At 60.3% G+C, this 14,201-nt stretch carries 9 protein-coding genes; all 9 read left to right on the top strand.

The annotated features are described in order from the left end of the window. The first annotated feature begins 38 nt into the window (after positions 1-38). The 9 genes from F8N44_RS06415 (at position 39) to F8N44_RS06375 (ending at position 14,019) form a co-directional block, all read left to right on the top strand. Positions 39-1,598, top strand: coding sequence for a sigma-54-dependent transcriptional regulator (locus tag F8N44_RS06415; protein WP_150649732.1), 1,560 nt, complete (start codon positions 39-41; stop codon positions 1,596-1,598). Positions 1,599-1,909: 311 nt separating this feature from the next. Continuing rightward, a complete protein-coding gene (locus F8N44_RS06410; protein ID WP_007920119.1) occupies positions 1,910-2,650 on the top strand; it encodes a flagellar basal body rod protein FlgF in 741 nt (246 codons plus the stop codon). Between the two features lie 45 nt (positions 2,651-2,695). Continuing rightward, positions 2,696-3,481 (top strand): flagellar basal-body rod protein FlgG, encoded by a 786-nt coding sequence (flgG, locus tag F8N44_RS06405; RefSeq protein WP_007920118.1) that lies wholly within the window; start codon positions 2,696-2,698, stop codon positions 3,479-3,481. A 52-nt stretch (positions 3,482-3,533) separates the two neighbouring features. Further along, positions 3,534-4,229, top strand: coding sequence for a flagellar basal body L-ring protein FlgH (gene flgH / locus F8N44_RS06400; RefSeq protein ID WP_038363773.1), 696 nt, complete (start codon positions 3,534-3,536; stop codon positions 4,227-4,229). Between the two features lie 27 nt (positions 4,230-4,256). Beyond that, positions 4,257-5,345 carry a flagellar basal body P-ring protein FlgI gene (locus F8N44_RS06395; protein WP_064119566.1) on the top strand — a complete coding sequence of 363 codons (1,089 nt, stop codon included), beginning with the start codon at positions 4,257-4,259 and terminating at the stop codon, positions 5,343-5,345. Between the two features lie 11 nt (positions 5,346-5,356). After that, positions 5,357-6,649, top strand: a complete 1,293-nt coding sequence (gene flgJ / locus F8N44_RS06390; protein ID WP_150649731.1) for a flagellar assembly peptidoglycan hydrolase FlgJ — start codon at positions 5,357-5,359, stop codon at positions 6,647-6,649. 24 nt (positions 6,650-6,673) lie between these two features. Continuing rightward, complete coding sequence (flgK, locus tag F8N44_RS06385; RefSeq protein WP_150649730.1) at positions 6,674-8,719, top strand: flagellar hook-associated protein FlgK; 2,046 nt, start codon at positions 6,674-6,676, stop codon at positions 8,717-8,719. Between the two features lie 13 nt (positions 8,720-8,732). Then, positions 8,733-10,301, top strand: coding sequence for a flagellar hook-associated protein 3 (locus tag F8N44_RS06380; protein WP_150649729.1), 1,569 nt, complete (start codon positions 8,733-8,735; stop codon positions 10,299-10,301). 115 nt (positions 10,302-10,416) lie between these two features. Then, entirely contained in the window at positions 10,417-14,019 is a 3,603-nt protein-coding gene (locus tag F8N44_RS06375; protein WP_150649728.1) for a glycosyltransferase, read from the top strand. Positions 14,020-14,201 lie beyond the last annotated feature (182 nt).

Below are 14,201 nucleotides of genomic sequence, written 5' to 3'. Positions count from 1 at the left end.
GTATTTAACCTTATGACTGGTTTGGCGGGTTTTCTCTTATGCGCATCAAAGTCCACTGCCAGAACCGCATCGGCATCCTGCGCGACATCCTCAACCTGCTGGTGGCGTACGGCATCAACGTCGCGCGCGGTGAGGTCGGTGGCGAGCACGGCAATGCGATCTACCTGCACTGCCCGAACCTGATCAATATTCAGTTCCAGGCGCTTCGTCCAAAGTTCGAGGCGATCGCCGGGGTGTTTGGCGTCAAGCGGGTAGGGCTGATGCCCAGCGAGCGACGGCACATGGAGTTGAACGCACTGCTCGGCGCACTGGAGTTTCCGGTGCTGTCGATCGACATGGGTGGCTCGATCGTCGCCGCCAACCGCGCGGCGGCGCAGTTGCTCGGGGTGCGCGTTGATGAGGTGCCGGGGATTCCGCTGTCGCGCTACGCCGAAGATTTCGATTTGCCGGAGCTGGTGCGTGCCAATAAATCGCGAATCAACGGCATGCGCGTCAAGGTCAAGGGCGACATCTTTCTCGCCGACATCGCGCCGCTGCAATCGGAGCATGACGACAGTGAAGCCATGGCCGGCGCAGTGTTGACCTTGCACCGTGCTGACCGTGTCGGCGAGCGCATCTACAACGTGCGCAAGCAGGAACTGCGCGGCTTCGACAGCATCTTCCAGAGCTCGAAAGTGATGGCCGCCGTGGTGCGTGAAGCGCGGCGTATGGCGCCACTGGATGCGCCGCTATTGATTGAAGGCGAAACCGGCACCGGCAAGGAGTTGCTGGCGCGCGCCTGCCACCTCGCCAGTCCGCGCGGGCAGTCACCTCTGATGGCGCTCAACTGCGCAGGCCTGCCTGAATCGATGGCCGAGACCGAGCTGTTCGGCTACGGCCCTGGCGCCTTCGAAGGAGCACGGGCCGAAGGCAAGCTCGGCCTGCTGGAGCTGACCGCAGGCGGCACGTTGTTTCTCGATGGCGTCGGCGAGATGAGCCCGCGCTTGCAGGTGAAGCTGCTGCGCTTCCTGCAGGACGGCTGCTTCCGTCGCGTCGGCAGCGATGAAGAGGTTTATCTGGATGTGCGGGTGATCTGCGCGACGCAGGTCGACTTGTCGGAACTGTGCGCACGGGGTGAGTTTCGCCAGGATCTGTATCACCGTTTAAATGTGCTTTCGTTGCACATTCCGCCGCTGCGCGAATGCCTCGATGGCTTGACGCCGCTAGTCGAACACTTCCTTGATCAGGCCAGTCGGCAGATCGGTTGCTCACTGCCGAAATTGGCGCCGGCGGCGATGGATCGACTCAGTCATTACCATTGGCCTGGCAACGTGCGGCAACTGGAGAACGTGCTGTTTCAGGCGGTTTCGCTGTGTGATGGCGGCACGGTGAAGGCGGAGCATATTCGTCTGCCGGATTACGGCGTGCGTCAGCCGCTTGGCGATTTCTCGCTGGAAGGCGGGTTGGACGAGATTGTCGGGCGATTCGAAAAAGCGGTGCTGGAGCGCTTGTATTCCGAGCATCCGAGCAGTCGGCAGTTGGGTAAGCGGTTGGGGGTTTCGCATACCACCATTGCCAATAAGCTGCGCGAGTATGAGGTCGGCAAAACCGAGCAATAGCCTAAACATGTGTTGGTAATGATGGCCTCTTCGCGAGCAGGCTCGCTCCCACAGGGGTATGCATTTCAAATGTGGGAGCGAGCCTGCTCGCGAAAGCGATAGTCCAGGCAACACCAGCGCCAGACATTGCCACCTACCGGCATAACACCGCCGGTTTTTCGACTTCGATACATTTCAAATTTCCCCTCGCCATCCCTCAAGTCCTTTGTTTACCGGGTCTTTGTGCGCCAGAAAAAAGTTGGTCTGCAAATTGCTTATGGCTCAGCAGTACAGCGGTGGGCGGCAAACGTCCGGCATGCAGAGGAAAGAGTGTGGACAAGTACCTTTATGTGGCAATGACCGGCGCCAGCCAGAATGCGCTGGCGCAAAAGGCGCATGCCAACAACCTGGCGAACATCTCCACCAACGGTTTTCAGCGCGACCTGGAGCAGGCGCGTTCGATGCCGGTGTTCGGTGACAGCTTTCCGGCGCGTGCGTTTGCCATGAGCGAACGGCCCGCCACCGACTTCACCCCGGGCTCGCTGGTGCAGACCGGTCGTGACCTCGACGTCGCCGTCACCGGCAACGGTTTCATTGCCGTGCAGAACCCGAACGGCGGCGAAAGCTACGTGCGTACCGGCAGCCTCAACGTCGACGCCCTCGGTGTACTGCGCGCCGGCAACGGCATGCCGGTGATCGGCAACGGCGGTCCGATCGCCGTGCCGCCCGAGCAGCAGATCGAAGTCGGTGAAGACGGCACCATCAGTATTCGTGCGATGGGCGAAGGCCCGCGTGTCATGGCGGAAGTCGACCGGATCAAACTGGTCAACCCGGACATCAAGAACATGAACAAGGGCCTCGACGGCTCGATCTACACCAAGGACGGCCAGCCTGCGCCGGCCGATGCCAACGTCAAACTGGTGTCGGGTTTCCTTGAGTCGAGCAACGTCAACGCCGTTGAAGAGATGACCTCGGTGCTGGCCTTGGCCAAGCAGTTCGAGTTGCACGTCAAAATGATGAACACCGCCAAAGACGACGACCAGGCCATGGCTCGGGTCTTGCAGATCAGCTAATTATCAGAACGTCGCGCCGAAAAACAGGCGCACGAGGAGAATCGAATGCTTCCGGCTCTATGGGTTGCCAAAACCGGTCTGTCCGCCCAGGACACCAACCTGACCACCATTTCCAACAACCTGGCGAACGTGTCGACCACGGGTTTCAAACGTGATCGCGCCGAGTTCCAGGACTTGCTGTATCAGATCAAGCGCCAGCCAGGCGCCCAGTCGACCCAGGACAGCGAACTGCCGTCGGGTCTGCAACTGGGTACCGGTGTGCGCATCGTCGGCACCCAGAAAAACTTCACCGCCGGCAGCCTGCAAACCACCGAGCAGCCGCTGGACATGGCCATCGACGGTCGCGGTTTCTTCCAGATTCTGCAACCGGACGGCACCACGTCCTACACCCGTGACGGTACGTTCCACCTCGATTCCAACGGCCAGATCGTCAATGCCAGCGGTTTCGCTCTGGAACCGGCCATCGTCATTCCGAACGATGCCCAGACCTTCACCGTCGGCCGTGACGGCACCGTGTCCATCACGGTTGCTGGCAACGCTGCGTCTCAGGTGATCGGCAATCTGCAAACCGCCGACTTCATCAACCCGGCCGGTCTGCAGGCAGTGGGTAACAACCTGTTCCTGGAAACTGCCGCTTCCGGCGCGCCGCAAGTCGGCACCCCGGGTCTGGCCGGTTTCGGTACGACCCTGCAGAACACCCTGGAAACCTCCAACGTCAGCACCGTGGAAGAGATGGTCAACATGATCACCACTCAGCGCGCTTACGAGATGAACTCCAAGGTGATCTCCACCGCTGACCAGATGCTCTCGTTCGTAACGCAGAATCTGTAATCAAGTCTATGAGGCGGCCATGAGGTCGCCTGCAACACCGTGAGGTAGGGTCATGAATCGCTTTGTATCTGTTCTGGCATTGAGTGGGGTCGTCTCGCTCGCGGGCTGCGTCGCCCCGACGCCCAAGCCCAATGACCCTTACTACGCCCCGGTGTTGCCGCGCACGCCGTTGCCGGCTGCCGCCAATAACGGCTCGATCTATCAGGCCGGCTTCGAGCAGAACCTGTACAGCGACCGCAAGGCTTTCCGGGTCGGTGACATCATCACCATCACCCTGAACGAGCGCACGCAGGCGAGCAAGAACGCCAACTCGCAAATGGACAAGAACAGCGACAACAAGGTCGGTCTGACCTCGTTGTTCGGCTCCAGCCTGACCACCAACAACCCGATCGGTGGCAACGACCTGAGTCTGAACGCCGGCTACAGCGCCGATCGCTCGACCAAGGGCGACGCCAAGTCCGGGCAGAGCAACAGCCTCACCGGTTCGATCACCGTGACCGTCGCTGACGTGCTGCCCAACGGCATCATCGCCGTGCGGGGCGAGAAGTGGCTGACGCTGAACACCGGTGACGAACTGGTGCGCATCGCCGGTCTGGTGCGCGCCGATGACATCGCTACGGACAACACCGTATCGTCGACCCGGGTCGCCGATGCACGCATCACCTACTCGGGTACCGGCGCGTTTGCCGATACGAGTCAGCCAGGCTGGTTCGACCGTTTCTTCCTCAGCCCGCTGTTCCCTTTCTAGGTGGCTACGTTGAATCTGAAAAGCCTTATGGTGGCCGCGCTGTTGATGTCGGCGGCCTTCAATGCACAAGCCGAACGGTTGAAAGACATCGCCAGCATTTCCGGCGTGCGCTCCAACCAGTTGATCGGTTACGGCCTGGTGGTCGGGCTTAACGGCACCGGTGACCAGACGACGCAGACCCCGTTCACTCTGCAGACCTTCAACAACATGCTCTCGCAGTTCGGCATCAAGGTGCCGCCAGGATCGGGCAACGTGCAATTGAAGAACGTCGCGGCGGTGTCGATCAGTGCTGACTTGCCGGCGTTCGCCAAGCCAGGTCAGCAGGTCGATATCACGGTGTCCTCGATCGGTAACTCCAAGAGCCTGCGTGGCGGCACACTGCTGCTGACCCCGCTCAAGGGTATCGACGGCAACGTCTATGCGGTCGCTCAGGGCAACCTTGTCGTCGGCGGTTTCGACGCCGAAGGCCGTGACGGATCGAAGATCACCGTCAACGTTCCGTCGGCCGGTCGCATCCCTGGCGGTGCCTCGGTGGAACGTTCGGTACCGAGTGGTTTCAACCAGGGCAACAGCCTGACGCTGAACCTCAACCGTTCCGACTTCACCACCGCCAAACGTATCGTCGACAAGATCAACGACATGCTCGGCCCTGGCGTCGCGCAAGCCATCGACGGTGGTTCGATTCGTGTCACCGCGCCACTCGATCCGAGCCAGCGCGTCGACTACCTGTCGATCCTGGAAAACCTCGAAGTCGACCCGGGTCAGGCGGTGGCGAAAGTCATCATCAACTCGCGTACCGGCACCATCGTCATCGGCCAGAACGTCAAGGTTTCGCCAGCCGCCGTGACCCACGGCAGCCTGACCGTGACCATTACCGAAGACCCGATCGTCAGCCAGCCCGGCCCGCTGTCCAACGGCCAGACCGCTGTCGTGCCGCGCTCGCGTGTAAACGCCGAGCAGGAAGCCAAACCGATGTTCAAGTTCGGCCCGGGCACCACCCTCGACGAGATCGTGCGGGCGGTGAACCAGGTCGGCGCGGCACCGGGTGACTTGATGGCGATCCTCGAAGCCTTGAAGCAGGCCGGCGCGTTGCAAGCCGACCTGATCGTGATCTGAGGCCGACCCTTATGGATATGCGCAAAAGCGGTCTGGTCAGCAGCAGCGATTCGGGTTCCTACTCGGACCTCAATCGCTTGAACCAGCTCAAGGTCGGCGACAAGAACAGCGATGCGAACCTGCGCAAAGTGGCGCAGGAATTCGAATCGCTGTTCCTTGGCGAAATGCTCAAGTCGATGCGTTCGGCCACTGAAGCGCTGGGCCAGGACAACCCGCTGAACACGCCGGCAGCCAAGCAGTATCAGGAAATGTACGACCAGCAACTGGCCGTTTCCATGTCCCGCGAGGGCGGTGGTATCGGTCTGGCCGACGTGCTGATGCGGCAGATGTCGAAGAACAAACCGATGGCGCCGGGCGAGGCCGCTGCCGCGTCGGCTGCCAAGCAGGAAGAGGCCAAGGCGAAAGCCGCGGCCGTGGTCACGCCGGTTGCCGCCGGCACCGTGGCTACCAACGGCCCGTTGTCGCGACTCAATGGCGAGCGCCCGTTGTGGGCATCGCGTTCGGTGAGCGCGCCGAACACGCAACTCGCCCATCGCAACGACATGGAACTGATCAATCAGCGTCGTCTGGCTCTGCCACCGAAACTGGCCGATCGTTTGCTCGCCGGGCTGGTGCCGTCGGCCACGCCGACAGCGGCAACACAGCTGCCGCAACGCGCCGCAACTGCCGCTACAACCGGTGCCGGTCCGCTGTACAACGGCGACTGGCTGGCACGCGCCGAAGGCGAAAAAGCCGCGGGCGGGCAAATGCAGGTCTACGGTCGCGCCATGGCGCAGATTCCGCTCGCGCCGGCGAAGAAAGCCTTCAGTTCCGCCGATGAATTCGTCAACACCATGCTGCCGATGGCCAAGGAAGCGGCCGACCGTATCGGCGTCGATCCGCGTTATCTGGTGGCGCAGGCGGCACTGGAAACCGGTTGGGGCAAATCGGTCATGCGCGCCCAGGATGGCAGCAGCAGCCACAACCTGTTCGGCATCAAGGCGAGCAGTAACTGGAAGGGCGATTCGGCCCGGGCGATCACCAGCGAGTTCCGCGATGGCGCGATGGTCAAGGAGACGGCCGAGTTCCGTTCCTACGCTTCGTACAAGGACAGCTTCCACGATCTGGTGACTTTGCTGCAGAGCAATAATCGCTATCAAGATGTCGTGAAGTCTGCCGATAACCCAGAACAGTTTGTACGCGAGTTGCAAAAGGCCGGTTACGCAACCGACCCGAACTACGCCAGCAAGATTTCGCAGATAGCCAAGCAGATGAACAGTTTCCAAAACTACGCTGCGGCGGGTGTATCCACCACGCCTTTATAAGGCACAAGGTATAAGGTCTGAACCATGAGTTTGCTCAATATCGGGATGTCGGGACTGTCGGCCAGCCAGTCCTCTTTGGCTACGACAGGCAACAACATTGCCAACGTCGACACCGCCGGTTATTCACGTCAGCAAACCGTGCAGGGCACCAAATCCTCGCAGCAGTTCGGCACCGTGTTCATTGGTACGGGCACCACCCTGGCCGACGTGCGCCGGGTGTACAACTCGTACCTGGAAAGCCAACTGCACACGGCAACTTCGCTCGACAGCGAATCTGCCGCGTTTCTGGCTCAGGCCACACCGCTGGACTCGATGCTGTCGGATACCAACACCGGCCTGACCGGCGTGCTGCAGAAATTCTTCACCACGATGCAGGGCGTTTCGACCTCGGCGACCGATGACACTTCCCGTCAATCGGTGCTGACCGGCGCACAGGCGCTGACCAGTCGCTTCAACACCATCGCCAAGCAGCTCAACGACCAGAACACCACCATCAACGGCAGCCTTGGCGACATGGCCGCTCAGGTGAACAAGCTGGCCACCTCGATTGCCAACCTGAACCAGAAGATCGGTGAGATATCCACCAGCGGTGGAGCGCCAAACGATCTGCTCGACAGCCGTAACGAAGCCGTACGTCAGTTGTCCGAGTTGACCGGCGCGCAGGTCGTCGAGCGTGGTACCAGTTTTGACGTGTATATCGGCAGCGGCCAGCCGCTGGTCATCGGTAACACCACCAACACCCTGAGCACCGTGCCGCTCAAGGACGATCCGTCGCGCATGGCCATCCAGATGGATCGCGGTTCGAGCACCATCGACATCACCTCGGCGATGAGCGGTGGCGAAATCGGCGGCCTGCTGACTTACCGCAAAGAAGTCCTCGATCCATCGCTCAATGAGCTGGGCCGAGTGGCGCTGGTGATCGCGGATCAGGTCAACAGCCAGCAAGCCCAGGGCATCGACAAGAACGGCGACTTCGGCGCGGCGATTTTCAACAACATCAACAGTGCCGCGCTGATCAGTTCGCGCAGCATCGCGCAGTCGGGCAACAGCACCGGTTCCGGTAACCTCGATGTCACCATCAAAGACACCGGCAAGCTGACCACCAGCGATTATCAAGTGACGTTCACCAGCGCCACTGACTACACCGTCAAGCGTTCCGACGGCACCGACCTGGGTGCCTTCAGCACCACGACCAATCCGCCGCCAGTGATCGACGGTTTCACCCTCGCACTCAAGGGTGGTGCGTTGAGCGCCGGTGACAGCTTCAAAATCACCCCGACCCGTAATGCGGCGGCGAGCATTCAGACGGTGCTCACCGATCCGAAGAAAATCGCCGCGGCCGGTCCGTTGACCGGTGTGGCCAGCGCCAACGGTCTGGGCACTTTCACCCAGCCGACGCTGACCAGCAAGATCGATATCTACAACCCGACTGCCCAGGCTGACATGCAGGCGGCGCTGAAGAACTCGACGCCGGTCAAACTGGTGTTCGGTGCGGTTACCGGGGGCAGCCAGTCTTACACTTTTGTGGATGCCAAGGGCGGCCTCATCAGCAGCGGCACTATCGTTCCCGGTCAATCGAACACGCTGGAACTGAAAGTCGGCATCGTCGATGCCAGCGGCAACCCGGTGCTGGACACCAGCGTTACGCCGAACGTGCAGAAAACCTTCTCCGTACAGACCACCGTTGGCGGCACGCCGAAGTCGGGCGAAACCTTCACCATGAACCTGACCGGTGCGGCGTCTTCGGACAACCGCAACGCGCAATCGCTGGTCGCCCTGCAAACCAAGCAGACCATCGACACCGGTTCGGCCAGCAAGGGCATCAGCCTGACTGACGGCTACAACAAGCTGGTGACCAACGTCGGCACCAAGACCGCTCAAGGCAAGTCCGACAGCGCCGCCACCACGGCGATTCTGGACAACGCCAAAGGCGCCCGCGATTCGCTGTCCGGGGTCAACCTGGATGAAGAAACCGGCAACCTGGTCAAATATCAGCAGTACTACACAGCGTCTTCGCAGATCATCAAAGCTGCGCAGGAAACTTTCGCCACGCTGATCAACAGCCTTTAAGGAGTCGTAATTCATGCGCATTTCCACCGCCCAGTATTACGGCACGCAAGCGTCGGACTATCAGCGTAACTTCAACAAGGCTGTTGCCAGCGCCAGCGAGGCGAGCAGCCTGCAGCGCATTACCAATGCGTCCGATGATCCGATCGGTGCCGGGCGTTTGCTGCAATTGGGTCAGCAGGCGGCGATGCTGGATCAGTACAAGACCAACGTTGATACCACCAAAAGTGCGTTGACCGTGCAGGAGTCCACGCTGGACTCCATCACCACGGCACTGGCACGTGCCAAGGAAATTTCCCTGGCGGCCAACAACGGCACGATCACCGACAAGGACCGCCAGGCTTACGCCTCGGAACTGGGCGAGATCCAGAAACAAGTGCTGGGCCTGATGAACTCCAAGGATGCCAATGGCAACTATCTGTTCTCTGGTTCGAAGACCGACACCGCCCCTTACTCGCAGAACGGCGACGGCACCTACACCTACAACGGTGACCAGACCACCATCAATCTGGGCATCGGCGATGGCCTGACGGTCGGCACCAACACCACCGGTTGGGACGCTTTTCAGCAGACCATCAATACCGCCCGAACCAACGTCACCCGAACCGCTCCTGCGGTGGATGATGGCCGTGTCGTGTTGTCCAACGGTACGATCGGCACTGAAGCCACCTACAACGCCAAGTTCTCCGCCGGGCAGCCGTACACTGTCAGTTTCGTCAGCAGCACGCAGATGCAAATCACTGACGCACTGGGTAACGATGTGACGGCTGAAGCCAGCAAGAACGGCGTGATCAGCAACACCAGTGGTTCCAATCAGAGCTTCAGCTTCCGTGGCGTCGACATGCAGCTGAACCTCAACCTGAAGGCGGGTGATACCAACCCGGACGCGGTCATTGCGGGGCACAGCTTTCAGTTGTCCGCGACACCGGACACGTTCACCACTGCGCGTAGCCCGGGCAACCCTTCGACGGCGGTGATCACCGGTTCCAGCATCACCGACCAGGCCGCCTACACCGCGGCATTCCCGCAGGGTGGCGCGGTTCTCAAGTTCACCAGTGCCACGGCGTTCGATCTGTACGCGGCGCCGGTCACGGCGGACAGCAAACCTGTTTCTTCGGGCACTGTGGTCGGTGGTAATGCGACGGCAGCCGGTGTGACATTCGCTTTGGGTAATACCCCCGCAGCCGGCGATCAATTTTCGATCCAGCCAAATAACCACCAGACCCAGAACGTGCTCGATACCTTGGGCCAAATGATCACCGCGCTGAATACGCCAATCGACGGTGATCCGGTCGCCAAGCAAAAGCTGCAGGGCGCCATGGAAGCCGGTATCGGCAACATCGACGCCGCGGCCAATCAGATTGGCACCGCAGTCACGTCGATTGGTGCCCGTGGTCAGTCGCTGGATATGCAGGCGGTTACCAACGACAGCCTGAGCACCGCAAACACGACGACGCAAGGTTCGATCCGCGATTCCGATCCGGCCGAAGTCATGACTCGTCTGACCTTGCAGCAGACCATGTTGCAGGCTGCACAACTGGCGTTCAGTAAGATCAGCCAACTGGGGCTGTTCAACAAGATCTGACGGTAACGGGCGCGTGAGCGCCCGGAACTTCGGTTCTTGAGTTTCCTATGTCTTTTTTTCGCGGTATCAGAGGGCTCGCAATTCCGGGCGGGTTCCCGCCGCTTGCGAGTCCGCCGTGAATTCACTTCCCCTTGTCAGCCTTGTCATTCCTGCCTTCAATCCGCGCTTCTTCGAGCGGGCATTGCGCAGCGCCGTCAGCCAGGGTTATGGCAATCTTGAAATTATTGTGTGCGACGACAGTCGCGGCGATGAAATCGAGGCCATTGTCACAGCGTTGATCGAGCAGAGTGGGGTAGCGGTACGTTACGTGCGCAACCCAAAGACGTTGGGAATGGTCGGCAATCTGCAGGCCTGCCTGGATCAGGCTCAGGGCGAATTCATCAAGTTTCTGTGTGACGACGATCAGCTGTTCACCAGCTGCATCGAGTATCAGGCCGATGTGCTCGCTCATCGTGACGAGGTAAACCTGGTGCTGGCCCAGCGGCTGCTGTGGGACGCCGACGACATGGCGCTGCCTTCGCGGCTGGAAAACACGCCACTGTCACCGATCAGTGGCCTGTTCAAAGGTGAGGATCTGCTGGCGCTTTTTGAGACGTTCCCCTCGAACCTCCTCGGTGGTTTCAGTAATGCCCTGTTCCGTCGCGCCGACATAGTCGAATTGCTGCCGGCGCTGACCCAGCCTGAACACTGCTTTGTTGCTAGCCTCGATTTTGCGCTGTTCGTGTGTTTGCTGCGACGCGGCAATGTGGTGATCTCCAATCATGTGTTGAGTGTCGAACGCCTGTATCCGGATCGTTTGAGCGGCCAGCAAGCCATGAAGGATGCGTTGGCGGTCGAGCAGAAATGGCTGCTGCAAATGCTCGAGGCGCGCAGCGGAGAGTTGGCGCCTGCGAAGGGATGGGCGCGTTATGTACCATTGCCCAAAGCGGATGAGTCGCCTCGGGTCTGGATAGAGCTGCCGCTGAGCCGAACGCTCGGTACCAAGCAGAGCGCCCAGATCTGGCAAATTGGCGCTGACAGCCAGAGTTTTTCCGAACTCTATTCGCAATGGCTGGAGTGCCGCAGGCTCAGTGACGTCCAGAGCAGATTGCTGCCCGACACCCTGGCGGGCTGGCCGTCCACACCGCGCATCGTGCCGATCGTGGTGGATGAGCAGGGCAGTCCGGCGGCGCTGGAGCGCACGCTGGCAAGTCTCGCCGCGCAGATCTATCCGCCCGAGCTGACGCTGGTGCTGTCCAGCGATTGTGCTGAACCGGTACTGGATGGACGTGTGTTCCATTTACCGTTACAGGACGACCACCTGGAACAGATCAACCAGTTGCTGCCGCAACTGGAAGGCGCCGACTGGTTTTATCTGCTGTGCGCCGGTGATCGTTTGGTGGCCCCGGCCTTGCTGATGATGGCTGAGCGTATCGCCTTCAACAGCGCTCTGCACTGTCTGTACAGCGATGAAGGCAGCCTACGTGCGGGGGAGTCGGTAGAACCGGCATTCAAGCCTGACTTCAACCTGGATCTGATGCGCACCTACCCTTATGTCGGCCGCGCCCTGGCGTTCCGGCGCGAGACCTTCCTGGCGCTCGGCGGCTTCGATTCGACGTTTACCGAACTCGCGCCTCACGACATCCTCTGGCGCATGGTTGAGGATCAAGGCACTCAGGTGGTGGGGCATCTGGCCGAGATTGCCATCGAGTCGTCCTTCGATCTGGCCCAGTGGCTGTCGCTACCCGCCGTGACGCAAAACAACGCGCGATTGCTGTCGGCGCATCTTGATCGCCTGGGAATCGCCCACGATCTGCGTCGCGGCAGCGTCGAGCTGCTCAATCGAATCGATTACCGGCATGCCCATCGGCCGTTGGTCTCGATCATCATTTCCACGCGCGACCAGATTGCAGCCTTGCAACGCTGTGTCGAAAGCCTGCTGGAAAAAACCGCGTACAGCGAGTACGAGCTGTTGCTGGTCGACAATGCCAGCGAGACCGCCGAGGCTCGTGCCTGGCTGGACGGTATGGCGCAGCTGGGCAGCGAGCGCGTACGCGTGCTGACCTACCCGCAGCAGGGTAACGTCGCCGCGCTGCGCAACTTCGCCGTGTCTCAGGCGCGGGGCGAATACGTTCTGCTGCTCAACCCCTACACCGTGATCACTCAAGCTGAGTGGCTCGACGAGTTGCTCAATCACGCTCAGCGCCCGGAAGTCGGCATCGTCGGCGCCAAGATTTTCAACCCTGATGGGTATGTGTTGCACGCGGGGCTGGTGCTCGGTTTGCAGGGACCGGCCGGCCTTCCGTTTTATGGTCAGGCCATGCAGTCATCCGGCTATATGTACCGCTTGCAGGTGGTTCAGGATCTGAGCGCCGTCGGCGCCGATTGCCTGATGGTGCGCAAGTCGGTATTCGATGCGGTTGACGGGCTGGACGAGCAGAGTCTGCCGCGCATGCTGCATGAAGTGGACCTGGCCCTGCGCGTAGCCCGTCAGGGTTATCTTGTGGTGTGGACGCCTTACGCGGTGCTGGCGCTGGGCGCGCAGCCAATCGAGGCGGTCATCAATGAAGAAGGGGTCTCGCACAATCAGCAGGAAGAAACGTTCTTCAAGCGCTGGCTGCCGGTCATTGCCCGCGACCCTGCCTACAATCCCAATCTTTCGCTGCACAAGCACACCGCTTCGAGCTTCACGCTCGAGCCAGGCCTGCGCACCGGATGGAGCCCTTTCAGCAATAGCACCTTGCCGAAGATTCTCGGGTTGCCGCTCAACGCCTCCGCGATCGGTCACTATCGAATCACGCAGCCGCTGATCGAACTCGAAGCTGCGGGTCGGGTACAAGGGCAGATTCGCTATAGCGTGAACCTGCCGCCGATAGTTGAAATCGAGCGTATGTCGCCTGATGTGATCGTTTTGCAGGGGCGTTATACCGCGTCGTCGGTCAACGAAATGCCGGTGCTGGGCAAATACTTCAACGCCCGGCGCATCTATGAGCTGGACGACTACGTTATCGATGTTCCCCATCGCAACGCGCACATCCGCAACATGCCGGACAAGTATGAGATGGAGCGTATTGTTCGCCGGGCGATCGGCCTGTGCGACCGTGTCGTGGTCTCGACGCAGCCGTTGGCCAACGCCTTGTCAGACATGCATCACGACATCCGCGTGGTGCCGAACATGTTGGCGAAGGAATTCTGGAGCAACCTGCGCAGCCGGCGCCGTACCTCGAAAAAACCGCGCGTCGGCTGGGGCGGTGGCACCAGTCACCATGGCGACCTGGCGGTGATCGCCGATGTTGTGCGTGAACTGGCGGATGAAGTCGACTGGGTATTTTTCGGCATGTGCCCGGATGACCTGCGTCCGTACATGCATGAGTTCCACGGCGTGATCGGCCTCGACGCCTACCCGGCGAAACTGGCCAGCCTTAATCTCGACCTGGCCTTGGCACCGCTGGAATTCCATATTTTCAACGACTGCAAAAGTAACCTGCGTCTGCTGGAGTACGGCGCCTGCGGTTATCCGGTGATCTGCACAGACACCGAAGCCTATCGCGGCTACCTGCCGTGCACGCGGATCAAGACCAACAGTACGGATGAGTGGCTGCAGGCGATTCGCATGCACCTGGCCGATCCTGATGCCAGTTACCGCATGGGCGACGAGTTGCGTGAGGTAGTGCTGCGCGATTACGTGCTGCGTGGCGATAACCTGCGTTACTGGGAGCATGGCTGGCTGGCGGATTGATCGATCAGCTCCGGCTACATAAAAACAGGCGACTTTTACAGTCGCCTGTTTTTTTTTGCTCCGTGCATTCGTATTTGTATCAATGCCAATACATTTTTTTGCAACGGCTCAAGTTGCGATCCATTCCTGTCGATATCAACACATTCAGAGTTCTTTATCGTTCGCCGCGATGACGTGATCGC

The organism is Pseudomonas fluorescens (assembly GCF_902497745.1).
Lineage (GTDB): Bacteria > Pseudomonadota > Gammaproteobacteria > Pseudomonadales > Pseudomonadaceae > Aquipseudomonas > Aquipseudomonas fluorescens_BM.
The sequence above is the reverse complement of the archived record's forward strand: the minus strand, read 5'-3'. Positions and strand labels throughout refer to the sequence as shown.

Bases quoted from the DNA above. Each gene is read 5' to 3' on its own strand.
- F8N44_RS06415 (WP_150649732.1), top strand. From the start codon at position 39: ATGCGCATCAAAGTCCACTGCCAGAACCGCATCGGCATCCTGCGCGAC.
- flgG (WP_007920118.1), top strand. From the start codon at position 2,696: ATGCTTCCGGCTCTATGGGTTGCCAAAACCGGTCTGTCCGCCCAGGAC.
- flgH (WP_038363773.1), top strand. From the start codon at position 3,534: ATGAATCGCTTTGTATCTGTTCTGGCATTGAGTGGGGTCGTCTCGCTC.
- F8N44_RS06395 (WP_064119566.1), top strand. From the start codon at position 4,257: ATGGTGGCCGCGCTGTTGATGTCGGCGGCCTTCAATGCACAAGCCGAA.
- flgJ (WP_150649731.1), top strand. From the start codon at position 5,357: ATGGATATGCGCAAAAGCGGTCTGGTCAGCAGCAGCGATTCGGGTTCC.
- flgK (WP_150649730.1), top strand. From the start codon at position 6,674: ATGAGTTTGCTCAATATCGGGATGTCGGGACTGTCGGCCAGCCAGTCC.
- F8N44_RS06380 (WP_150649729.1), top strand. From the start codon at position 8,733: ATGCGCATTTCCACCGCCCAGTATTACGGCACGCAAGCGTCGGACTAT.